Source organism: Dietzia psychralcaliphila, from assembly GCF_003096095.1.
In the GTDB taxonomy this organism is placed as follows: domain Bacteria; phylum Actinomycetota; class Actinomycetes; order Mycobacteriales; family Mycobacteriaceae; genus Dietzia; species Dietzia psychralcaliphila.
The window spans coordinates 2,400,368-2,422,593 of record NZ_CP015453.1 but is presented as its reverse complement, the minus strand read 5'-3'; the positions used below and the strand labels follow the sequence as shown (position 1 = coordinate 2,422,593).

Sequence of the window (22,226 nt, the reverse complement as noted above, 5' to 3'; positions counted from 1 at the left end):
GCAGTCCCGCTGCGCGTGAAGCCGAACAGGAGGCACCAGTGACTGATTACCGATTGGTGATGTCGCTACTGCTGCAGGACAGGTCCTACCGAGACATCGAGGCGATCGCGGGATGCTCGCATCGCACGATCGCGAAAGCGAAGAAGGTCTGCCACGATCAGGGGTTGACCGCCACGAGCCAGGTCGATGCACTGAGCGCCGAGGAGATCGACGGGCTGTTCGCCGATGGCCGCAAGAAGCCCTCAGGCGAGTTCGTCCCGATCGATGTCGCTGCGATGGTCAAGAAGCGTTCGGGCAGAAAGAAGCTGCCGCTGCGGGTGCTATGGGCGAACTACCTCGATACCGACGGCTCGCCGTGCCAGCGGCACTACAGCTACCAGCGGTTCTGCCAGATCATCGGCGAGTACGTCGAGGTCAACGAGCTGACGATGCGGATCGCCCACGTGCCCGGCCACACAATGCAGGTCGACTGGGCCGGCACCGCGATGGCGATCTTCGACCCCGTCACCGGAAACCGAACTCGAGTGTCGGTGTTCGTGGCCTCGCTGCCGTACTCAGGGATGGTTTTCGCCTGCGGCTGCCTCGATGAGAAGATGCCGAACTGGCTCGACGCCCACCTGCAGGCTTTTGTCGATGGCGGGTGAATACTGACCCCCGGGTGACGGGTGAATATTGACCCCTCCCGACCCTGGGAGGGTGATTGCAGTGGAGCAGTGGGCCGAGATACGCCGGTTGCATAACAGCGAGGGCGTGCCGATCAAGGAGATTTCGAGAAGGCTGGGGATCGCGAGGAACACGGTGCGCTCGGCGCTCGCCTCGTCCGAGCCGCCGAAGTACAAGCGAGCTCCGAAGGGATCGCTGGCTGATGCGTTCGAGCCGGACATCCGGAAGTTGCTGGCGGAGTATCCGACGATGCCGGCCACGGTGATCGCCGAGCGGATCGAGTGGCCGCACTCGATGACCGTGCTCAAGGACCGCGTGCGAGCGATCCGCCCCGAGTATCGCGGGGTCGATCCGGCGGACCGTATCGAGCACAAGCCCGGCGATACGACGCAGTGCGATCTGTGGTTCCCGAAGACGCCGATTCCGCTGGGCGCAGGTCAGAGCGCTCAGATGCCGGTGTTGGTGATGACGCTGGCGTTCTCGCGGTACATCTCCGCGACGATGATTCCCTCCCGGATGGCCGGGGACATCCTGGCGGGGATGTGGTTGCTGCTGGGCCAGCTCGGGGCTGTATCCCATCGCCTGTGGTGGGATCGGGAGTCGGCGATCGCTACCTCGGCGGGCAAGCCGACGGTCGATGCCGCCGCGTTCGCGGGGACGCTGTCGTCGAAGCTGGTGATCGCCCCGCCGCGGGACCCGGAGTTCAAGGGCATGGTGGAGCGCCACAACGGCTACCTCGGCCAGTCGTTCATGGCCGGCCGGACCTTCGCGGGCCCCGCGGACTTCAATGACCAGCTCACCGAGTGGCTGGCGACGGCCAACACGCGCACCGTGCGCGTGTTGGGATCGAGGCCGGTAGACGCGTTGGTCGAGGACCGGGCGCGGATGCTCGCCCTTCCGCCGGTCGCACCGACCACGGGCCTGCGCACGACGGTGAGGTTGGCGCGGGACTACTACGTCCGTATCGACTCGGTGGACTACTCGGTCGACCCCCGCGTGATCGGGCGCCTGGTCGAGGTCGTCGCCAGCCTGCATACGGTGACGGTGACCTGCGCGGGGGCCGTGGTGGCCGAGCATCGCCGCAGCTGGTCCCGCCGCGGGACGGTGACTAGCCCAGAGCATGTGGACCTGGCCAAGCAGCTGCGCGTGGACTACTGGCAGCGGGTCCGGGAGCAACCGCCGATGAGTTCGTTCACTGATCCGGTGGTGCGCTCGCTGCGCGACTACGACGACCTCTACGACGTCGACTTCGCTGGCAACGCAGCAGTGGATTCGGAGGTGTCGGCATGAGCGAAGACGCCTCTTCCCAGGTCGCCTACGCCGCCCGGGTGCTCAAGACCCCGACCATCTCGGGCGTGTTCTCCGACCTCGCCGATACCGCCCGTAGGCAGGGCTGGACCTACGAGGAGTACCTGGCTGCCGTCTTGGGTCGGCAGGTCGCCGACCGAGAGGCCTCCGGCATCCAGGTCCGTACTCGTGCGGCGCACTTTCCGCAGGTCAAGACGCTCGAGGACTTCAATGTCGACCATCAGCCCACCTTGCGCAAGGACGTGCTCGCGCACTTGGCGACGAGCACCTACATCGGCAAGGCCGACAACGTAGTCCTGCTCGGGCCGCCCGGAGTGGGTAAGACCCACCTGGCGATCGCCCTCGGATACAAGGCGATCGCCGCCGGCTACGCCGTGCAGTTCGATACGGCGGTCGGTTGGCTTGCCAGGCTGCAGGCCGCGCATGCCGAGAACCGCCTAGAGGCCGAGCTGCGGAAGCTGCGCCGCTACAAGCTGCTCATCATCGATGAGGTCGGCTACATCCCGTTCGACTCCGACGCCGCCAACCTGTTCTTCCAGCTTGTGGCCCACCGCTACGAGCAGGGCTCGATCCTGGTGACCTCGAACATGCCATTCGGCCGCTGGGGTGAGATCTTCGCCGATGACATCGTCGCCGCCGCGATGATCGACCGTCTCGTCCACCACGCCGAGGTACTGACCCTCGGCGGCCAGTCCTACCGGACCAAAGCACGACGAGACCTCATGACCGCACAGACCAACAACCAGAGGGGTCAGAATTCGCCCGTCACGTAGGGGTCAATTTTCACCCGCCGTTGACAGCTTTCGAGTACTTCGGCGGCCTCACCCAGGTGGTCATCCCCGATAACGCCTCGACCGCGTCGAATCAGATCAGTCGCGGCGACCGGGCCCGCGAGGTCAACCGTGAGTACCGGGACTTCCTCGAATATCACCGCACTGCCGCCGTGCCGACCAGACCGGTCCGCCCGATGAGTATTTGGAGGCTTGGGGGCCACCGGATATTGCCTTCGGGGGCCAGCAGTATTGCCGTTGGGGGCCAGTGACCGCGTCGGTCGGGGCCACCGGCCTCCCGTCGGCGTCTGGCTACTGGTTCGCGGCGGCGTGTTCGCGCATGTTGTGCGTGCCGGTGTCGATCCAGAGGGTGTTGTGGACGATGCGGTCCATGATGGCGTCGGCGTGCACCCCGGAGCCGAGGCGTTGGTGCCAGTCTTTCTTGGCGTACTGGGTGCAGAAGACCGTGGATCCGGTGTCGTAGCGGCGCTCGAGCAGCTCCAGCAGCATGCTGCGCATCCCGTCATCGGGGTGGTCGAGCAACCATTCGTCGATCACCAGGAGAGAGAACGCGGCGTACTTCTTGAGGAACTTCATCTGCCCCTGGGGCTTGTCCCTGGCCAGCGCCCAGGCCTCTTCGAGGTCGGGCATCCGGATGTAGTGCGCCCGGATCCGGTGCTGGCAGGCCTGCTTTGCCAGGGCGCAGCCGAGGTAGGACTTGCCCGAGCCGGTGAAGCCCTGGAACACCACGTTCTGCTGGCGCTCGATGAACGAGCAGGTCGCCAGCTGAGCGATCATCGCCCGATTCAGGCCTCGCTCTTCGATCAGGTGAACTCGCCGCAGGTCAGCGCCCGGATACCGGAGCCCGGCCCGGCGGATGAGCCCGTCGACCTTGGAGTGATTGAACGCCTCGTGGGCATGGTCGACCACCAGCTGCATCCGGTCCTCGAACGTCATGCCGAACACGTGGTTGTCATCTTGGGCCTCGATCGCCTCCAGCATCGGGTGGGCGCCCATTTCGCGGAGCTTGCGCTTGGTCTCGATGTCGAGCGCGGTCACCGGGCACCTCGGGCGTAGTAGTCGGCGCCGCGGACGTACCCGCCGATCTCGCCGGGTTCCTCGCGTGGTGGCCGCAGGGCGGCGGTCTTGTCCTGCCCGGTGGCCAGGATCGGCTGCACGTGCGCGTAGCGGGGCGAACGCACTGGCCCGGTCAGAGCCAGAGCGCAGGCCACTTCGACCCGCTCGGCCGAGTAGCGCCGCGAAAGCCGCAGCACCGCCAGGGCGGCGTCGAGTCCCTGCTCGTCGATGGGGACCGATTCGAAGATCCGGCTCACCACGATCTGGGCGGCCGGGCCGATCCGCTCGGCCCACGCACGGGTGCGGGCCGCGTCCCACTGCTGGTAGCGCTCACCGGCGGGAAGGTCGGCGTCGTTGGTGCGATACGAACCTGCCGCCCCTTCGGGCAGCAGCAGGTGGCTGGAGATCCTCTCGGTGCCGAGGTAGATCTCCAGCGTGCGGGCGGTGATCCGCAGATCGACCTTCGCCCCGATGTGCACCAGGGGTGCCGAGTAGTAGTTGCGCTCGAACACCACGTGAGCGTTGCGGCCGACCCGTCGCCCGTAGAGCCACCGGCTGATCTCGAACTCCACCGCCGGCAGCGGGGTCAACAACGGCTGCTCCTCGGCCGTGAACACGCTGTAGCGGGATCCGGGGCGTTTTTGGAACGGTTGCCGGTTGTAGGCGTCCATCCGCTGCCCGATAGCGGCCTCGAGCTCCGGTAGCGAACCGAACTGCTGGTCCCGCAGTCCGGCGATGACCCAGGTCGCCACATGCGCGACGGTGTTCTCGGTGCTGGCCTTGTCTTTCGGGCGCCGTATTCTGCCTGGTAGGACGGCTGCTGAGTAGTGGGCGGCCATCTCTCGGTAGGCGTCGTTGAGCACGATCTCCCCGTCTCGCGGGTGTTTGATCACGCCGGTCTTGAGGTTGTCGCACACGATCCGCGGCACCGAACCACCGAAGTTCTCGAACATCGCCACGTGCGCCCGCAGCCAGGCATCTTGCTTCATGTCGATCGCGGGCCACACGAAGGCGTACCGGCTGAACGGCAGGCACGCCACGAACAGGTACACCCTCGTCGAGGTGCCGGTGACCGGGTCGACCAGTTCCATCGTGGGACCGGACCAGTCGACCTCGATCGTTTGTCCGGCTTTGTGTCCGACCCGCGAGGCGGCGCCGGTGACCAGCACGTGTCGCTGGTAGGTCTTGCAGAACCGGTCGTAGCCCATCGCCGGCGACCCCGAGGTGGCGCAGCGGTCGGTGTACTCGCCGTGCAGCAACTTCAGCGTCACCCCGACGCGGGCCATTTCTCGGTGAACATGCTCCCAATCGGGCTGTGCGAACACGCTCTCATGCTCCCCGCGGCCCGGGAACAGGCGCTCGTACACCTGGCTGTCGTCGAGATCGGCGACATCGTCCCACGTCACCTCGTGCGCATCGGCAGCCTCCAAGACCGCGGTGACGCTCTTGCGGGACATGCCCTGCGAGGCCGCGATCGCCCTACCGGACAGGCCCTCGCTGCGAAGCTGCAACACAAGCCTCGCTCTTATTTTCCGTACCATCACCAAGTGCTCCTTCCGCCACGTGCCCTATACACATGGCGGAAGGAGCCTAGAAGCGGTGGCCCCAACGGACGCCGCTACTGGCCCCCAAGCGCAATATTCGCGCAGACAGTCGGTGGCCCCCAGAGGCAATAGTTGTGGCCCCCAGTGAGACGAATATTCACCCGACGGACAAGGGTCACGTAGAGGCTGGGGTGAAGATCGTGACGAACTGGGTGATCGGCCGCCTGGCCGACCGGCGGTTCGCTAGCCTGGACGATCTGGGCGAGGCCGTTGCCTCCGAGGTCGATGCGATCAACGACCGCATCCCGTTCCGCGGCCAGAAGGTCAGCCGGCGCGAGCTGTTCACCGAGCACGAGAAGTCGGAGCTGATTGCCCTGCCCGAAGTGCGGTGGCAGCCGGTGACGTGGAAGAAGTCCAAGGTCAACCGCGATTACCACGTCGAGATCGCCACCGTGAAGTACTCGGTGCCCCACACCTACGCCGGCCAGCACGTCGATGTGAAGATCACCGGCGAGAAACTCACCATCATGTGCGAGGGCGAGGTGATCGCCTCGCACACCATCTCCGGGCGCCGGCACGGCTACATCACCGATCCCGAGCATGTGCCCGCCCAGCACCTGCAGTCGGCGGATCTATGGTCGCGGCCCTACTTCGTGCGCCAAGCCCACAAGATCGGCCCGAACACCGTCGCCGCGATCACCGAGGTGCTCGACCGCCAACGTATCGAAGCCCAGGGCTACCGCTCGTGCCAGAACATCCTGGCCTTAGGAAAGGGCGACAACAAGCAGCTCCTCGAGCGCGCCTGCGGGCAGCTGATCTCCGAGACCGCCCGCCGGGCGATCAGCTACACCGCCGTCAAACAGCACCTGGCGGTACTGCGGGCCCAGGCCGCTGCGCGGCCCACCACCACGACGGCGGCACCGTCTTCAGCGAACGCAACGCCTGTAGCGGCGCCGCTGGGGCGGAGAGACACCCGTGGGGCGCATCTGGCCGGGCCCGAGCAGTTCAGCCTCGCCGCCCTCACCGGCACGCCCAGCGCCTTGGACGAAGGAGACCGGTCATGACTGATCGGCACCTCACCGACGCTGACATGGCGCTATTCACCCAGCTGCGGATGACCGCGTTCGGCGAAACCGTGATCGACCTGGCCAACGATCCCGCCTGCGACGAGTGGACGTTCTCCGAGAAGATCTTCCACGCCCTGGATAAAGAGATCACGGCCAGGCAGGAACGCCGAATCCAGAAACTACTCAAGGCCTCCAGATCGCCAAACCCTGACGCCTGCGTAGAAGAGATCCGCTACCTGCCTGACCGCAACGTCAACCGCGAGCTAATCGCACGTCTGTCCAGCTGTCAATGGATCGACTCGACTCGCAACCTGGTCATCCTCGGCCAGTCCAGCGTGGGCAAGACCTACCTCGCCCAAGCGTTGCTCAACGCCGCGTGCCGCAAGTACTACACGGCGAGGTTCTTCCGACTCGACGATCTGGCCAACCGGCTCGCCGTGCTGGAAGCGACCTCGCAGCGGCGACTGGACTTCCTCACGGACCTGCACAACTGCGACCTGCTGGTCCTGGACGATTTCCTCACCACCCCGGTGGCCCCGCAGACCGCGGCCGAGCTGCTGAACATCATGGCCGCCCGCGAAGGGCGCGGATCGACTTTGGTGACCTCTCAGTTCGATCCGCCCGACTGGTACAAGTCGCTCCAAGACGCGGTCATTGCTGAATCGATCCTCAACCGGATCGTCGCCGGCGCCGAGATCATCGGACTCGACGGACCCAACATGAGACGACACCTCGCCACGGCGACGCCGTAGCGGCCCAGCGGTCGGACGGGGAGGCACCACTATCCGATACCCGTCCGACCGCTACCCGATCATCAGAACCGCGCTACTGGAAACGCGTCCCAAACAGGTTATGCCTCGTGAATGGACAATGAGACACCGGATTTGCCCTGCCACATGGCTCGTTTGAGTATCTGGAGGCTTGGGGTCACCGGTTATTGGGTGAAGCCTTGAAAGACGACGTTCTGCTGTCTCTGGATGAACGAGCAGGTGGCGAGCTGCGCGAGTGCGGCCCGGTCCAGGCCGCGTTCCTCGGCCAGGTCCACGCGCCGCAGATCGGCTGCCGGGTAGCGCAGGTTGGCCCGGCGGATGAGTTCGTCGATCTTGGAGTGGTTGAGGCTCTCGTGGGCGTGGTCGACGACCAGCTGAAGGCGCTCGCCGAAGCTCATGCCGACCACGTGGTCGTCGTGTTGCGCTTCGAGCGCTTCGAGCGCCTCGAGCAGTGACTGGGCGCCCATCTCGCGGAGCTTGCGCTTGGTCTCGCTATCGATGCTGCTCATCGGGCACTCCCGGCGTAGTAGTCGGCGCCGCGGACGTACCCGGCGGCCTGCTCGGCCTCTGCTGGTGGTGGCCTGAGGACGGCAGTCTTGTCCTGGCCGGTGGCCAGGATCGGGTGGATGTGCGCGTAGCGGGGTGAGCGCACCGGCCCGGTCAGCGCCAGGGCGCAGGCGGCTTCGACCCGCTCGGCTGAGAACCGCCGCGAAAGGCGCAGAACCGGCAGGGCGGCGTCCAGGCCCTGTTCGTCGACGGGCACGGATTCGAAGATCCGGTTGACCACGATCACCGCCGCGGGCCCCACCCTCTCGGCCCACGCCCGTACCCCGGGGGTGCATCTCACTGCTGGTACTGGCGGCCGGCCGGCAGGTCGGTGTCGTTGGTGCGGTTGGCCTGCCTTCTGCTTGGGAAGCAGAAGTTGGCTGGAGATCCGCTCAGTGCCATGGTAGATCTCCAGCGTGCGGGCGGTGATCCGCACATCGACCTTGGCGGGCGATGTGCGCCAGCGGGGCGGAGTAGAAGTTCCGCTCGAACACCACGTGCCCATTGCGGCCGACCCGGCGGCCGTAGAGCCACCGGCTGATCTCGAACGCCACCGCCGGCAACGGCGTGAGCAGCGGCCGCTCCTCGGCGGTGAAGACCTCGAGCCTCGAGCCGGGGCGTTTCTGGAACGGCTCGCGGTTGTAGGCGTCCATCCGCTCACCGATCGCCTCTGCCAGTTCGGGCACCGTGTGAAACGTCCGGTCCCGTAGGCCGGCGATCACCCAGGTCGCCACGTGCGACACGGTGTTCTCAGTGCTCGCCTTGTCCTTCGGGCGCCGTATCCGCCCCGGTAGAACGGCTGCCGAGTAGTGGGCGGCCATCTCCCGGTAGGCGTCGCTCAGGACGATCTCTCCGTCGCGGGATGCTTGATCACGCCGGTCTCGAGATTGTCGCACACGATCCGCGGCGCCGACCCGCAGAAGGCGTCAAACATCGCCAAGTGACCCCGCAGCCACGCGTCCTGCTGCATGTCGATGCTGGGCCAGACGAACGCGTACCTGCTGAACGGCAGGCACGCCACGAACAGGTACACCTTCGCTACCGCCCCGGTGACCGGGTCGGTCAGCTCCATCGTGGGGCCGGGCCAGTCACCTCGACCGTCTGGCCGGCCTTGTGGCCGACGCGGGAGGCGGCGCCGGTGACCATCACGTGTCGCTGGTAGGTCTTGCACCACCGGTCCTAGTCCATCGACGACGCTCTAGTGGTGGCGCAGCGGTCGGTGTACTCGCCGTGCAGCAGCTTGAGCGTGACCCCGACCCGGGCCATCTCTCGGTGGACCTGTTCCCAGTCCGGCTGGGCGAACAGGCTCTCGTGCTCCCCGCGGCCTGGGAACAGGCGGGCGTACACCTGCTCATCGGTGAGCTCGGCGACGTTGTCCCAGCTCGTCTCGGTCGCATCGGCAGCCTCCAGGACCGCTTCGATGCTCTTGCGGGACATGCCCTGCGAGGCGGTGATCGCCCTGCCTGACAGGCCTTCGGCGCGAAGCTGCAACACGAGCTTCGCCCTGATCTTCCGTACCATCACGGATTGCTCCTTCCGCCGCGTGCCCTATACACGCGGCGGAAGGAGCCTAGAAGCGGGTGGCCGCCACGGACGCTACTGCTGGCCCCCAAGCGCAATATTCGCGATCCCGGCCACTGGCCCCCGGAGGCGATACCGGTGGACCCCAGTGAGACGAATATTCAACTGGTCGCGAAGTACGCGGAGATGGTGCAGAACCTGGTCGATCTGACAGCGATGTGTGACCCGGCGGGGGATATGGATTCGCCGTTCTGGATGGAACCGCGGCTTCAGGAAAAGCTCGATGGGGCGAGGTTGGCGAGCCTGGTCAAGAATCTCCAGATGGCACGGTGCACGCAGCGCGTCCGTGATGCGCTGCTCGACGTTGGACCGAGGCCGGACAGTGCCCGTGTCGAGGCGGGGTCGTCGACTCGGAGCAAGGGCGGGATTGTCCAGCACTTCATCGGGTCCAAGTCCGGGCGCGTCACCCGGCAGATCGGATGGCAGCTCGAGGGCCGGCAGTTGCGGTTGGTGGGAATCCTCGGAGACAAGGAATGGAAGAGGATTGACCCCGATCAGCGAGGACAGGTCCTGGCGGATGAGAACGAGGGGTAATTCTCGTTTGACCACGAATTCGAGGAGTTTTCCGACTTGCTTGAGCCCTATCTCGGCAAACGTGACTGGCTCCAACACGGAGAGCAGTTCCGCTACCGGTACTCTACGTTGAGCGAGCACACCACCTGGTCGCAACTCGTTGACCTGCTGGTTCATGCCTCCGAGCGGGCCTACCGACAGGCGGCACTGTCAGGACGGTAGACACCACTCCTGGAGAGTCGGCGTTCCCGTCCGCGCAGCCACCGTGGCCCGGTCTGAAACATCTCTCCTCGTCGTCGCGGCATGTCGGCTGTTCGCCAGCATTTGCGCACGCAGGCCGGTGGCAGCGCCTGTGATGGTCAGTTGCTCTTGGATTCCGTCGCTCAGTGCCGCAACACGCGGCCAGCGTGGGTACTGCACATCGGAAATGCGCGCCCTCGTCGTCGTCAATTCTCGACCGCTTCGGTCACCAGCCCGTTCCCCTGCGCAAAGGTGATCAATGCCCCGATCGCCGCTCGACGCGAGACTGGCGACGGAAGAACACCCGTCGCTCGGCCGTGTCCTTCTTCACCTTGTAGGTGTTTTCCGGCGGCTTGACCCTGTCGATGTCGGCAGAGAGCAACTAGGCGTACTCCGGGGCGATCACTCGATCCGCTGCGACCGGATCCACGTTCAGGGTCGCCAAACCGCGGTTAAGTCTGTCCAGCCATGTCCGCTCCGCCTCGCCGCTACCGACGCCATGGAGGAAGAGGATTTTGGGCGGCACTAGAGGCTTCTTAGTAAGTGGAGGGGAACGGGGGAAGCATAGTGGCGACAGAAGGGTGCCGGGGATTGGTCTGGACGAGTTGGTTGAGCGGCCGTCCGTGTGCCCGTTCCCTCAGATGTGAGTTTCATCGGTGTTCGGTGCCCGGCGGTAGCCAGCACGGGAAAATTCCCGAGAGTGTCGTCGCAGTAGCGACCGGTCGGGGAACGGCAACTGCAGGGTGTTGTCGCGTTTGCAGGTGGAATCCGGCGGGACCAGCTGCGACTACCTACGCCCCACTCGTTCGATGTCGCACCCAGAAGCTAACCTCCAAGAATGGCTTCGATGAACAATTCGCTTATTCCAAACTGGGTTCCGGACCCCGCTATCGCGGCGTGGGCAGATCAGCAGGGCTTCGGGCCGGCGACCGCGATGTCTGACAAGTCGCTTCGAGCGTTGTCCAAACAGCATGGCGGCAAACTGGTGGGGCTGTACATGTGGGAGGGGGAAGCCCACGAGGTTTACGTGGGAATTTCCAGCACGACGGTGGTGACGAGATTGCGGCAGCATGTCAAGAACTATGACCACGCGAACATTCAGTCTTTCCGGTACATGCCGGAATCCGCGAACACGGAAACCCTGAGAGCGGCAGAGCGAGAGCTGATTTACGACCTCTGCAGGAACGAGTTCACGTGCTTCAACCGGGAGCACAGCGCTGTGATCTACGGGACCTCCGTGTTGGACGAGCTCGTCTCGGTGGAGGAGCAGAAGTCGTGGTTCACCAGTCCTGCAGAAGCCAATCTCGCCGATCTCCGGGCTGGGGGTGTCGACCAGTCGGTGCTCGGCGGGCAGTCGGCGGTGGTGCGCTCGGAGGCCAGGTTCGAGAAACTCTCCTCCCATCCCGAGTACGAGTTGATCTTGGAGGCGATCGCGACTTATCTGCGCGGGTGTGTGCTCTATCCGAGACGCTCGCAGGGGCAGTTCTGGTCACTGTCGTGTCTGCCCACCTTGAGGATGGTCGGCGGTGGAAAACGCCTGGTGACGCTCAATATGGGGATGCTCGAGGTCTTCTACATCAGCGAGCTGCCCGATGGGAGGCTGGTGCTAGGTGTGGCGACGGACAGCACCATGCTTCCAGCCCGCATGACCTGGTGGGCACTGAAGCATCGCGGCGCGTCGATGGCTGGACACGTCCACAAGTCCGCGGGGCCTAATGCTGAGTATCTCATCTTCAAATCTCCAGCCGCGTTCGTGAAGGCGATGAAGAAGTCGGACAAGATTCGCTCTGCAGCAGCTAGGTACGCCCTGGCCAGGGCACGTAAAGGCCGTGTCTCGGGGCGGTACGCTGACGCACACAATGTGTTGTTGGCTGAAGCGGCGCTCGAACGGGCGGTCGGTTTAGGCCTTCCGACTGTCGGTGTGGGCGACGCCCTCCGATCGGCTGATGAATAGATCCACTCTGCGTGCTAAGTGGACAGGCCAGCAGGAGTTCCTAAGGGATTTCCAAAGCGCACTCGCGTTACCGCTGGGCATGCCCCGCCGCTGGACCGCGGTGTGGCACTCCAAGGAGCATGGGTTGTAGCTCAAGCGCTACGTCCGCGTCTCCCGCATCATCGAGTCGACGGTGGCGTTGACAAATGCCAAGGGCGAGGTTGAAGTCCGCCCCTGCCGACGTCGTAATTACGCCGACGGCACGGCCGCACCGGACCCGTGGCCGTTAAGCTCCGCGCCGCCGGTATCGAGTGCGAGGTCATCGGTCACGCTGGTGAGGTGGGATACATCCACCGCGACATCCACTCGGCGTGGAAAGTGGCCGCTACGGGTCAAGAAGCGGCGGAGAGTCTTGGCATCAATGAGTTGCAGTTCGGAGGCGTCAGCTTTCCAGCCACTCAGTGATGCCGTCCAGCTGGGTACGCAGCTGGTTCCACGGCACATTCAGATCGAGCGTGCGCGCACCGATCCTGCTTCCTTGGACAGTCATATCTAGGTCAGGTTGGGAGGGGGCATCGGTGCGTGCGTACATCAAGAGTCCACTGACGGAACCGTCCTGCTCGATGTCAGCATTCTTGGTGTAGGCCAGAATTTGGTACAGATTGGACGAGCTGACGGACTCTTTTCCCCACTGCCCTGTGTGCATTGACTTGCTGTAGTACTTGGCATCCACGATCAGAGTTTTGTGCCCGCCCCGGAGCCGGAGATCCGTCTTCATGGCCGGAAGCTGTCCGGTGCCCGACGACAGCGAGTAGTCGTAGTCCCAGTCAATGTGGGGCGCGCTCGGCGATAGCTCACGGTGGTGAAAGATGAAGTACTCCATTAAGAAGCGCTCGTATAGCTGACTCATTGCGTCGTCGGAGAGCCAAGTGGTCAGTTTTCGGTTGCCGGAGCCCTCGGTCGGCAGGAGGCCGCGGACCACCAGTTCGCACGCGCCGAGCAGCAACCGATACGAAGCATTACTGCGGTGATAGGTGAGTGTGTTCCACCGGATCGAGGTCGGAGAAATGGTGGTGACGGCATCCAGGTAGGGCAGGAGGCGGCGGAGGGCCTCCTTCCGGTCCTTCCTGATCTCGCCGTGGCGAACCAACAAAATGATCACTGACTTCAAAGCGCGGTTATGGGGCGTGTCCGAGTCGTACTCGTCGTAGCTACAGATCAGCCGACCTCGGGCCCTCGAATGCTCGGAGATGCTCCGCGAGACGTCAATCCGACCTCGAACGGTCGCAAGTTCCTCGCGACGGTGGAGGTAATCGTGGTGAAGGCCACGTTTGACCTGCGTTCCAACTCCGCGAACCAGGATCTCTGCGAACAGATCGTGAAGCTTGTCGAATTGCTCAACTTCCAGATGTTCGTCTCCCGCCTTCTGGATCGCCCTGAAGGCGTACGCCATCATCACGTAGATATTGCGGATGAAGATGAAGTTGCTAGTCATGAAATTCCAGCTCGTAACCTTCCGGCCCATTCCTCTGCCCTGGCCGGCTCGTCGAACCAGTACTCGTCGAGTAGCGGGATGAGTTCGTCCTCCACCACAGAATGAAGCCAAGCGTCCTCGGTGCCGTCTTCTGGTGCCGCGCTGACAAAGCTGTGTCCGACCGCGAACCCCGGTCCCAGCGCCGGATCATCCGCAATGGCGAGATTGAGCGCGCTGATCGCCTCAACAAGCCTGTCCAGTGTTGGACTGTCGATCTTGGCTTGGTACTGGGCAAACCCTTCCGACTTGAAACCCGGCTTCATGGTGAAGAACCCGAACCGGCGTCGTAGGGCGTAGTCGATGACTGCGAGACTGCGATCGGCAGTGTTCATCATGCCGATAATGTGCAGATTCGGCGGCACTGAGAAGTCTTCGTTTTTGTAGAGCAAGCGAAGCGCCGAGCCGCGTTTATCGCTCTCAATCAACATGAGCAGCTCGCCGAAGATCTTCGAGATGTTCCCGCGGTTGATTTCGTCGATAATGAAGAAGTACGACTGGTCAGGATCGGCGTTACGGGCGATCTCGCAGAACCTGTAGAAGGGCCCTTCCGCGAGTCGGAATCCTCCGGTTTCGGTGGGGCGGTACCCCATCATGAAGTCCTCGTATGAGTAGCTCTGATGGAACTGCACGACCTGCACCCGGCTGGGATCACTCTCTCCCATAACCGAGTACGCCAGCCGTTTTGCCGCAAATGTCTTTCCAACCCCGGGCGGTCCGGCCAGGATGATGTTCTTCTTGCGGCGCAGCAGGGACCAAAGGCGATCGTAGCTTTCCTCCGTCAGGTAGACCTCGCTAAGAAATTTGGATCTGTCGTAGCTGGGAACCTCGCCGACTGGTGCGTTCAGATCCAGTTCTTCTTCGCCAGTGATGAGTGTTTCGATCTCTTCTACGTACTCGCGATACTGCGTGACATCGGTCAGGGTCTTAACAACAGCTTGCCCTGGGTGGGGCCAAGATCCTGTATGGGTCCAGTTAACAGCTCGGACGGAGCGGTAGGTGTCCCGGTTAGGTCTGTATTGGGCCTCGGAGGTGACTTCGCCTCGGCCGATTATCTCGCGTCGACCTCGTTTGGCGTACACGATGTCTCCAATAGCGATCTCGTTCTGGAACTGCCAACAGCAGAGGGCATCGTTGTTTCTTGCGATACCGCTCCCATCAGCTTCCAACGCTTGCCGGAGGGAGTCGCGGTCGGGATATTCAGCTAGATCGCCGAGGTTGTCCCAATGAATTGCCATGATTCCGTCAGAGCGAAATGCGTCCCATTCGGCGGCGCGGGGACCGGGTGAGTAGATCCAATAGTGGCGTTGGCGAGGTTCCTCAGGCTCCGCCTTTTCGGGCATTTCCGGAAAGGACTTTTCCGCTTGTGCATCCCAGAGGGCCTGTACCCCTGGCGTCCAGAAGTGAAACTCGCCGTTGATCTCGGTCGCCAAGGTTGACCTAATCGCAAACAAGTCGCGGTCGATCGACGTGGGATCGTTTCCGGTTGATCCGCCGATTCGGGAGGCAAGTGCATCGCGAATCCGCTTTTTGTAGCGGCAGATGAGATCGGCTCAAAAGTGTCGGGCCGTGCGAGGAACTGGAACACGTTGCGGAAGTCTGAACGGTCATCACCCGAGTCGAGCATTGCTTTTTGCAGTGCCCACGGATCTGTTCGGGCGGTGGCGTGTTCAGCTGGAGACAGGGTTGACCAGTGGATCACGAATTTCGCAGCCCAGACGATGTGTCGCCACAGTGATCCGTTGTACCCCCTTCCCTGTTCTAGCCCCGCCTTGCCTGGTACGCGGGCCAGCAATTCCGCGATCACATCGTTGACGGGTGTTGGTTCATCGAGGTGGGCCAGCACCCTGTTGATATGCATCAACCGCGTGTCCGGACGCGCTGAAAGCAGAGGGTGTTCGCGCAGAAAGACGAGCTCTGCAGCTAGCAGCACTACCTCTCGTGATGCACCATGAAGCTGGCGATCCAGTTTCTCCCACTGGCCTTGCTCCGTCCCAACGATCGGATTGTCGGCGACTCGAGACCGCAGGTCCTCGGCCGTCTCGGCAGTCCAGATGAAAGTTTCCGGATCGAGCGTTGAACGGCCATCTCCGAGCAACTGGTCGAACACTCCTGCGACTTCGCGTGCGAGATTTATGTCAGCGGACCATCGAGAATCCTGAAGTTTCGGATCGGGCTGAATTTCGTTGACCATGCTGTGATTCTGCCTGTGTCGTAAGAACAGGGTGCAGTACCGGCTACATGTCTAGTTTTCTGAAGGGTGGTACGTCCGGTTGTCGATGCTAACGACGCGGGGGTGGCACAGTTCGGTAGCTCGCTGGGCTCATAACCCAGAAGTCGCACGTCCTAACGGGACCACTCCGAAGGTTGGCCGGTATTGCGCTCCTGACGGCTTCACTTGCTTGCCGTGCACGGCATCCCCGGGCCGGGGACACCGGAACCCCTGTGAGGAGTGCCCGGCCCTGACTCCTGAGACAATGGGCCCGGCCCGGCCCGGGCACCGCACTCCGCGTGCGCGCGTTCCTTGTCGAACCCGTGCGCACCAGATCGAAGGATTCCGTTGCTCTCACGCCCCACACCCGACGGCTCCATGACGACGGTCACCTGGAACGAGAGCGGCACCCAGCGCATTGGATTCTGGCGCTCCGAGAATGCCGCACCGGCGCCGAGTGGGATCGTCGTGATCACCGACGACATCTCTGCGGACAAGGCTCTCCGAATCGCCCAGAGAGGCTCAAGCCTGTTGTGGCGGGGGGATTTCCAGAACGCCCGGCAGCTCATGCGCGCTCTCGACCGTCGCCTTGAGAAGCGGGCGTCCCGGGCACCGCAGTCCACCGACCCCGGAGAGGTCTTCCAAGACAACCGGAAAGCGCGAGCCCAGCGTGCGGCGATCCTGGGCAAGATCCTCATCCCGCTCGAGGCCGACTACACGATCAGGCTGCGCCGAGCGCCCGACGCGCGCGACGCTTGCGCACACGCCTACGGGCCGCCGGTCGACCAGCCCACCGACGAGTCGAGCGTTTCCGTCGGCGAGGAGACTCTCGTCTCGCTGCCCGAGCACCTCGGCGTGATCAGCGCCTACGAATGGCACCGCAAGGGGATCAAGATCGGCGCCCTGGGGGCCCGGATCCATCCCGCCCACGGCGTCTTTGCCCCCACCCGCGACGAGTACATCGACCTGGTCGCCGACGCCCCCTGGCCGCAGGGCATCGACCACCCCGTCGTGTGGGACATCGGCACCGGGACCGGAGTGCTCGCGGCTGTCCTGGCCCGGCGCGGGGCCCGGGAGGTGGTCGCGACCGACATCAGTCCCCGCGCCGTGCAGTGCGCCCAGGACAACGTGCATCGGCTGGGCCTGGCGGACCGCGTTGCGGTGATGCAGGCCGACCTGTGGCCCTATGACGACGCCGACGACGACGAGGCAGGCGACTCCGGGCGGGCCGACGTGGTGGTGTGCAATCCGCCATGGATTCCCGGACGGCCGACCTCGGCCCTGGAGCAGGGGATCTACGACCCGGACTCCGACGTGCTGCACCGCTTCCTCACCGGGCTCGCCGATCACCTCACGCCGCAGGGCGAAGGATGGCTGATCCTGTCCGACCTCGCCGAACACCTGGGACTGCGCACCCGCGATGAGCTGCTCGGCCGAATCGACGCGGCCGGACTGACCGTGGTCGGGACCCGCGAGACCACGCCACGCCATTCCCGCGCCGCAGACAGTGCTGATCCGCTGCACGCGGCCCGGTCGAAGGAGCGCACCATCCTGTGGCGGGTGGGGGCGAAGCTGAGCACGTAGCGCAGCCGGCGACACCAAGCGGAGCCGTCGCGCCTAGTCGACGCGGAGCACCTACCGGAGCCGGCGCCCGCCGAATGCCCAGACGAGGGCATGCACCGCGAGCAACGGGGCGATGAGCACCACCGCGCCCCAGCCTGTGGTGGCGACGGGCATCCAGTCGTCCCAGGATGCGCGCATGGCGCCGAGGAAGTCCCCGCGCTCGGACTCAGCCTGCTCGGGTTCACCGTGCCCGGCGTCGGCGTCCCGTGGGTCGGCGAAAAGCCCTGCCATGTCCGCACTGTCCGCCGAGACGTGGAAGTCGGCGGGGCGAGGGGACTGCGAAGCGGAGTGCATGCCCGGGATTCGACGCCGGGGTCGCGGCGGATTGGGTGCGATGCCGGGCGGCAGGGGAAGACCTCGTCGTCGTCGCACCAACTGCGGCCACCACGGCATTTCCGGCACGTAGGCTGAACGGCGCCCCGCACTTCACCCGAGGCCGAGGATGCGATGCCATGGACAGCATGACGAACAGGTTGGCTCCCGCCGCGTCCGGAGGACATCCGAACAGCGACGACCGCGAAACCTTGCTCCCGCCCGGACCCCCGCTGCCCAGGTCGCTCCAAGGCCTGGGCTTCGGTATCGCCCGGCGCAGAGTGCTCCAGCGACTGCAGGCCCGATATGGCAACGCCGTCACCGTGCACCTGCCCATCTACGGGCGCGCGGTGATGATCTCCGACCCCGCGCTGGCCAGAGAGCTGTTCACCGCCCCGCAGCAGTCGCTGACCAACGTCGACCCCAATCTGGGTCGGGTCCTGGGGGAGCAGTCGATGTTCGCGCTCGAGGGCACCGACCACCGACGGCGCCGCAAGCTGCTCACCCCACCTCTGCACGGCAGGCGCATCAAGGGCTACGAGGCGGTCGTGGAGGAGGAGGCCCGGCGCGAACTCGACTCGTGGAACGTCGGCCGACCGTTCGCCTCCATGCCGTCGATGACCCGCATCACGCTGGACATCATCATCCGGACGGTGTTCGGCGCCCGGGACGACGAGCTCGTCACGCTGCGTCGCGTCATCCCGCCCATGGTGGAGGCCGGCTCGGCGGTGGTCATCACCCCGGAACTGCCGGTGCGCCTGGGGGCGGTGGTCGTGGGGTCGTTGGGCCCGCGCGGTCGGTTCGCCCGCTACAAGAAGGTCTACGACGACGCGATCAACTCCCTCATCGCCCGGGGCCGCCGCGACGACCGGCTCGAGGAGCGCGACGACATCCTGGCGATGATGCTGCAGAGCACCTACGACGACGGCTCGGCCATGACGGACGAGGAGATCCGCGACGAGCTCACCGCACTGCTCGTGGCAGGACACGAGACCACCGCGACGACGCTCGCCTGGGCCCTGGAGCGGCTCAGCCGGAACCCCGCAGTGCTGGACGAGCTGGTCGCCGAGGTCGACGCCGGGGGGACCGACTACAGGCACGCGACGATCCTGGAGGTGCAGCGCAGCCGGCCGGTCATCGACCTCGCCGGACGCAACGTGCAGGCGCCGCACCTCGACCTGGGGCCGTGGCGCATCCCGCGCGGGTACAACGTGATGGTCGCTATCTCGCTGCTGCACGACGACAGCGTGCACTTTGCCGACCCCGAGCGCTTCGACCCGACCCGCTTCCTCGACACCACGCCACCGCCGGCCTGGCTGCCGTTCGGCGGCGGGACCCGGCGATGCATCGGTGCGGCGTTCGCGACGATGGAGATGGACGTCGTGCTGCGCACCCTGCTGAGCATGTACGAGATCGTCCCGACGGCCGAGCGGGACGAGAAGTGGCACTCCCGCGGCGTCGCGTTTGCGCCTCACCGAGGAGGGCGGATCACCGTCCGCCGTCGGTGACGGTCGACGGGACCAACCCGTCCCGCACAGCTTTGGTCAGCCGTACGTACTCGCCTGAAGCGGGATCACGGATCCAGGTTCGCGGGCCGGCCTTCGGTAGGCCCCGGGCTGCAAGTGCAGTGGCGTCCGGCCGGTACCAGTTCGTCACCGGGATGGTGTCGACAACGTGGACGATGTCCGGTCGTCCGGCGGAGGGGACCGAGACGAGTGCGCCACCGACGTCGGCCGCGGTGATCGCCGTGGAGCCCCATTTGCTCACCGCGGCGACGGCGACCGGACCCGTGGCGGCGGGCACGCCGTACACCACGGCGATATCGACCTCGGGCAGATCCCCGAGCGCGTCGGCGACCTGGATCGGGAACACCGGACCGTGCGACGTGCGGACCACCGTGCTCGCCGGGCCGAGCAGCCAGAAGTCGCCGTCCCGGTCACGCTCGAACACGTCGTCGGTGGACACCCACGTGTCGCCCCGCCGGAACACCCCGCGCAGTCGGCGAATGGAGGCGTCTACCCGGAGGCGGGGCCGGGCGAGAAGCAGCCCGGGGGCGCCGACCTCGCTCGGCACGGCGTAACCACCGGGGCCGGTGATGATCGAGCCGGAGTCGGGGTCGACCTCGACGAGCCGCACCTCGGCGGTGCCCGGCAGCGGACGGCCGCGAGCACCTTGCTTGGATGTCGAGAGATTGGCGAGAACGACATCGACCTCGGTGCCGGCGTAGAACTCGAGGACCCGGGTCCCCGGGTAGCGGTCCAGGACCCGTCGCCACACCCCGCGGGGCATGCCCGATCCCATGAAGAGGGTGATCGTCGGGAGGGTGTCGCGCGGATGCACCGGCTGGCGGACCAGCTCGCGCATCATCGCCCACGTGTAGGACACGACCGTCACCCCGTAGCGGCGGATCTCCTCGTCGAAGGTCGCCGGGTCGAAACCGCGTGACAGCGCGATCCGGGACCCACCGACCACGGCCCCGCCGACGGCGGTGAGCAGACCGGACGGGTGATGGAGTGGACTGAGGCAGTAGACGGTCGACGCGGCGGTCAGGCGCGCGGCGCTGGCGGTGCCGAACGCGGAGAGCGCCCACCGGTGGTTGGTTACGAGCTTGGTCTGCCAGGAGCCCGTGGTGCGAGTGAAGACGACAAAGGCGAGGTCGCCGGCGCGGCCGGGGTCCGGTCGGTACCAGCGGGGTAGCTCGACCGCATCGGGGTCGATGCGCTCCAGGTCGACGACCCCCTCGCCGAGGTCTCCGGGAAGGTCGCGGTCCGCGCCGCCGCCGAGGACGAGCGCCCGCGCCCCGGCGTCGGTGACCCCGGCGGCGTGCTCCGGGTCGACGACGACCTCGGACACAGAGCTGAGCAGCAGCAGCTCGGACAGATCCGGGGACGGAGGCAGCAGCACGGCCACGGCGCCGAGACGCGACAGCGCGGCGATCGCGACCAGCGCCGAGGGCCGGGTCTCCATGAGTACGCCGATGTGGTCGCCCTGGCGCACTCCGACCTCGATGAGCCCCCTCACCACGTTCGTGATCCGGGCGTCGACGGCCGAGTACGTATGGACGCGGTCGGCGAACAGGAAGCACGCGTCACCAGGCTGCGTCCGCGCACGCTCGGCCATGATCTTGGCGAACGAGATGCGTGTTCCGGTCTGGATCTGCCCCAGCCGCATCAGGCGCGGCGCGGCGTGCAGCGCCTCGTATCCCAGGGCCCGCGTCGTCTGCAGTGCGCCCACCGCGAGGTGACCGGCACCGCGCACCATGCCGACTCCGATCCCGGCGACCTGGTTCGCCCCTTCCGCCGCGAGCATCACCGCCGTGGTCGGGGTCGGGTCGCCAGCGGAGTCGGGGCCGACTTCGGCGATGCCCTCGGGACGTTCTCCGGTGCCCTCGATCCACCCGATCCAGTCGGTGACGGCGGGCCACGTCTGCGAGGACGCGGTCGAGCCGACGACGAGTCCGAAGTGCCCGGCGCGGACCGGGAACTCGTAGACCTCGGCGGAGGGGGCGACGGCCGCGATCTTGCGGACGCCCGCCGGCACGCCGATCTCGTCGACCTCCCCGAGCACGGCGAGGACGGGACAGGTGATATCGGCCAGTGAGACGACGTGATCTCCGACGACGAAGCCGCCGACCATCATTCGATTCTGAATGATCACCTGCTGCATCATGTCGACGATCGCCGGTCCGGACCAGGCGACGAACCCCTCACCGCCGAGAAAGCGGCGCTGCCGCTCGTGTCCGATCAGCGCCTCGCGGTCGTGCAGTTGGCGCAGGAAACCCACCTGCGATCGGGCGGTCTTGATGGGGTCGAGCAGGCGGAACCCGGTCGAGGCCAACCACCCGGGGAGTGAGCGGTCGCTGAAGACGTAGCCGGCGACGAAGCGGGCGACGTTCACGATCACGTCCTCGGGTACGCCGAGCGGGGCACTACCGCGCCAGTCGACGGGGGACCCGAAGGTCACGATGCTCTCGAGGTCGCGCGAGCGCCGGTATGCCGCGGCCTGGTAGCAGAACATGCCGCCCTGGCTGTACCCGCCGAGATGCACTGAACGACCTGTGGCTGCGGTGACGAGGTCGATGACTTCGCTCACCGCGACGACGTGGTCGGTGAGGGTGCGTTCGAGTCCACCGTCCTCGAGGTCCGGGGACCCGAAGTCGATCACCCACGGATCCATGCCGGCCTCGTGCAGTGCGGCCACTGCGCTCGTCGACGGGGAGACGTCCCAGATGTCCGCAGAGATCATCATGGGCGGCACGAGCACGATCGGCGGGCGCGGCCCTTCGTCCACATCGACCGCGTCCACATCAACCTCGTCCACGTCAACGCCGGCGGGTCTGTGGCCGGCGCCCCCCGCCACCGGTCCGTAGTAGCGACGCAGTCGATACATCGGGCGACGGGTGGCGATCTCGAACGGCGAGGGCTCCTCGTCGGTCTGTAGGCCGCCGAAACGCAAGACTTCGACCGCGTTGACGACGAATGACGTGGCGGTGGTGAGCGCGGCGGCGAGGGTGTCGGGGCGAGGGGTCATGGTGGT

At 65.5% G+C, this 22,226-nt stretch carries 16 protein-coding genes and 2 pseudogenes; 9 read left to right on the top strand and 9 right to left on the bottom strand.

The window, feature by feature from the left end:
- Window positions 1-38: 38 nt before the first annotated feature.
- The 3 genes from A6048_RS11110 to istB are packed head-to-tail and all read left to right on the top strand — an operon-like array spanning window position 39 to window position 2,744.
- Window positions 39-644 (top strand): hypothetical protein, encoded by a 606-nt coding sequence (locus A6048_RS11110; RefSeq protein WP_235027271.1) that lies wholly within the window; start codon window positions 39-41, stop codon window positions 642-644.
- A 52-nt stretch (window positions 645-696) separates the two neighbouring features.
- Window positions 697-1,953 (top strand): IS21 family transposase, encoded by a 1,257-nt coding sequence (istA, locus tag A6048_RS11105; protein ID WP_107748990.1) that lies wholly within the window; start codon window positions 697-699, stop codon window positions 1,951-1,953.
- On the top strand, window positions 1,950-2,744 hold the full coding sequence (gene istB, locus A6048_RS11100; RefSeq protein WP_107748991.1) for an IS21-like element helper ATPase IstB: 795 nt from the start codon (window positions 1,950-1,952) through the stop codon (window positions 2,742-2,744). Before istA (A6048_RS11105) ends, istB begins: the two co-directional genes overlap by 4 nt.
- Window positions 2,745-3,053: 309 nt before the next feature.
- On the opposite strand, the gene A6048_RS11090 is transcribed toward istB, so the two are convergent.
- Both A6048_RS11090 and istA (A6048_RS11085) read right to left on the bottom strand, forming a co-directional pair.
- Window positions 3,054-3,800: an ATP-binding protein gene (locus tag A6048_RS11090; RefSeq protein WP_107748992.1), complete on the bottom strand. Its 747-nt coding sequence runs from the start codon at window positions 3,798-3,800 to the stop codon at window positions 3,054-3,056.
- Window positions 3,797-5,359 carry an IS21 family transposase gene (istA, locus tag A6048_RS11085; protein WP_107749043.1) on the bottom strand — a complete coding sequence of 521 codons (1,563 nt, stop codon included), beginning with the start codon at window positions 5,357-5,359 and terminating at the stop codon, window positions 3,797-3,799. Before istA (A6048_RS11085) ends, A6048_RS11090 begins: the two co-directional genes overlap by 4 nt.
- Before the next feature lie 194 nt (window positions 5,360-5,553).
- Between istA (A6048_RS11085) and A6048_RS11080 the strand changes: the two genes are divergently transcribed.
- Both A6048_RS11080 and A6048_RS11075 read left to right on the top strand, forming a co-directional pair.
- Window positions 5,554-6,426, top strand: a complete 873-nt coding sequence (locus A6048_RS11080; RefSeq protein ID WP_235027272.1) for a Mu transposase domain-containing protein — start codon at window positions 5,554-5,556, stop codon at window positions 6,424-6,426.
- On the top strand, window positions 6,423-7,181 hold the full coding sequence (locus tag A6048_RS11075) for an ATP-binding protein (protein ID WP_107748993.1): 759 nt from the start codon (window positions 6,423-6,425) through the stop codon (window positions 7,179-7,181). The genes A6048_RS11080 and A6048_RS11075 overlap by 4 nt, the downstream gene beginning before the upstream one ends.
- A 188-nt stretch (window positions 7,182-7,369) precedes the next feature.
- On the opposite strand, the pseudogene A6048_RS11070 reads toward A6048_RS11075, so the two are convergent.
- Window positions 7,370-7,708: pseudogene (locus tag A6048_RS11070) on the bottom strand (ATP-binding protein); the annotation flags it as partial.
- Window positions 7,705-9,266: pseudogene (gene istA / locus A6048_RS11065) on the bottom strand (IS21 family transposase). The pseudogenes A6048_RS11070 and istA (A6048_RS11065), both read right to left, overlap by 4 nt.
- A 138-nt stretch (window positions 9,267-9,404) precedes the next feature.
- Here istA (A6048_RS11065) and A6048_RS11060 point away from each other — a divergent pair.
- Together A6048_RS11060 and A6048_RS11055 are read left to right on the top strand one after the other, a co-directional pair.
- Window positions 9,405-9,860 (top strand): hypothetical protein, encoded by a 456-nt coding sequence (locus tag A6048_RS11060; protein WP_107748994.1) that lies wholly within the window; start codon window positions 9,405-9,407, stop codon window positions 9,858-9,860.
- Window positions 9,861-10,917: 1,057 nt separating this feature from the next.
- On the top strand, window positions 10,918-12,033 hold the full coding sequence (locus A6048_RS11055; RefSeq protein WP_146166378.1) for a GIY-YIG nuclease family protein: 1,116 nt from the start codon (window positions 10,918-10,920) through the stop codon (window positions 12,031-12,033).
- 421 nt (window positions 12,034-12,454) lie between these two features.
- Here A6048_RS11055 and mcrC read toward each other — a convergent pair whose 3' ends face one another.
- From mcrC to A6048_RS11040, 3 genes are read right to left on the bottom strand one after another with little or no spacing between them, the layout of a single operon-like run.
- Entirely contained in the window at window positions 12,455-13,507 is a 1,053-nt protein-coding gene (mcrC, locus tag A6048_RS11050; protein ID WP_107748996.1) for a 5-methylcytosine-specific restriction endonuclease system specificity protein McrC, read from the bottom strand.
- Window positions 13,504-14,781 (bottom strand): AAA family ATPase, encoded by a 1,278-nt coding sequence (locus A6048_RS11045; protein WP_235027274.1) that lies wholly within the window; start codon window positions 14,779-14,781, stop codon window positions 13,504-13,506. Before A6048_RS11045 ends, mcrC begins: the two co-directional genes overlap by 4 nt.
- Window positions 14,748-15,737, bottom strand: a complete 990-nt coding sequence (locus A6048_RS11040) for a hypothetical protein (RefSeq protein ID WP_235027275.1) — start codon at window positions 15,735-15,737, stop codon at window positions 14,748-14,750. The genes A6048_RS11045 and A6048_RS11040 overlap by 34 nt, the downstream gene beginning before the upstream one ends.
- 396 nt (window positions 15,738-16,133) lie before the next feature.
- Here A6048_RS11040 and A6048_RS11035 point away from each other — a divergent pair, with 396 nt between their 5' ends.
- Entirely contained in the window at window positions 16,134-17,339 is a 1,206-nt protein-coding gene (locus A6048_RS11035; RefSeq protein WP_107748997.1) for a methyltransferase, read from the top strand.
- Between the two features lie 51 nt (window positions 17,340-17,390).
- Here A6048_RS11035 and A6048_RS11030 read toward each other — a convergent pair whose 3' ends face one another.
- Window positions 17,391-17,672: a hypothetical protein gene (locus A6048_RS11030; RefSeq protein WP_107748998.1), complete on the bottom strand. Its 282-nt coding sequence runs from the start codon at window positions 17,670-17,672 to the stop codon at window positions 17,391-17,393.
- 167 nt (window positions 17,673-17,839) lie between these two features.
- Between A6048_RS11030 and A6048_RS11025 the strand changes: the two genes are divergently transcribed.
- Window positions 17,840-19,198, top strand: coding sequence for a cytochrome P450 (locus A6048_RS11025; RefSeq protein ID WP_107749045.1), 1,359 nt, complete (start codon window positions 17,840-17,842; stop codon window positions 19,196-19,198).
- Here A6048_RS11025 and A6048_RS11020 read toward each other — a convergent pair.
- Window positions 19,179-22,220, bottom strand: a complete 3,042-nt coding sequence (locus A6048_RS11020) for an AMP-binding protein (RefSeq protein ID WP_107748999.1) — start codon at window positions 22,218-22,220, stop codon at window positions 19,179-19,181. The genes A6048_RS11025 and A6048_RS11020 overlap by 20 nt on opposite strands.
- Window positions 22,221-22,226 lie beyond the last annotated feature (6 nt).

What these genes read in the sequence shown, in the direction of transcription:
- istB (WP_107748991.1), top strand. Translation starts at nt 1,950, where the DNA reads ATGAGCGAAGACGCCTCTTCCCAGGTCGCCTACGCCGCCCGGGTGCTC.
- istA (WP_107749043.1), bottom strand. Translation starts at nt 5,359, where the DNA reads ATGGTACGGAAAATAAGAGCGAGGCTTGTGTTGCAGCTTCGCAGCGAG.
- A6048_RS11075 (WP_107748993.1), top strand. Translation starts at nt 6,423, where the DNA reads ATGACTGATCGGCACCTCACCGACGCTGACATGGCGCTATTCACCCAG.
- A6048_RS11055 (WP_146166378.1), top strand. Translation starts at nt 10,918, where the DNA reads ATGGCTTCGATGAACAATTCGCTTATTCCAAACTGGGTTCCGGACCCC.
- mcrC (WP_107748996.1), bottom strand. Translation starts at nt 13,507, where the DNA reads ATGACTAGCAACTTCATCTTCATCCGCAATATCTACGTGATGATGGCG.
- A6048_RS11045 (WP_235027274.1), bottom strand. Translation starts at nt 14,781, where the DNA reads ATGGCAATTCATTGGGACAACCTCGGCGATCTAGCTGAATATCCCGAC.
- A6048_RS11040 (WP_235027275.1), bottom strand. Translation starts at nt 15,737, where the DNA reads ATGGTCAACGAAATTCAGCCCGATCCGAAACTTCAGGATTCTCGATGG.
- A6048_RS11035 (WP_107748997.1), top strand. Translation starts at nt 16,134, where the DNA reads ATGACGACGGTCACCTGGAACGAGAGCGGCACCCAGCGCATTGGATTC.
- A6048_RS11030 (WP_107748998.1), bottom strand. Translation starts at nt 17,672, where the DNA reads ATGCACTCCGCTTCGCAGTCCCCTCGCCCCGCCGACTTCCACGTCTCG.
- A6048_RS11025 (WP_107749045.1), top strand. Translation starts at nt 17,840, where the DNA reads ATGACGAACAGGTTGGCTCCCGCCGCGTCCGGAGGACATCCGAACAGC.
- A6048_RS11020 (WP_107748999.1), bottom strand. Translation starts at nt 22,220, where the DNA reads ATGACCCCTCGCCCCGACACCCTCGCCGCCGCGCTCACCACCGCCACG.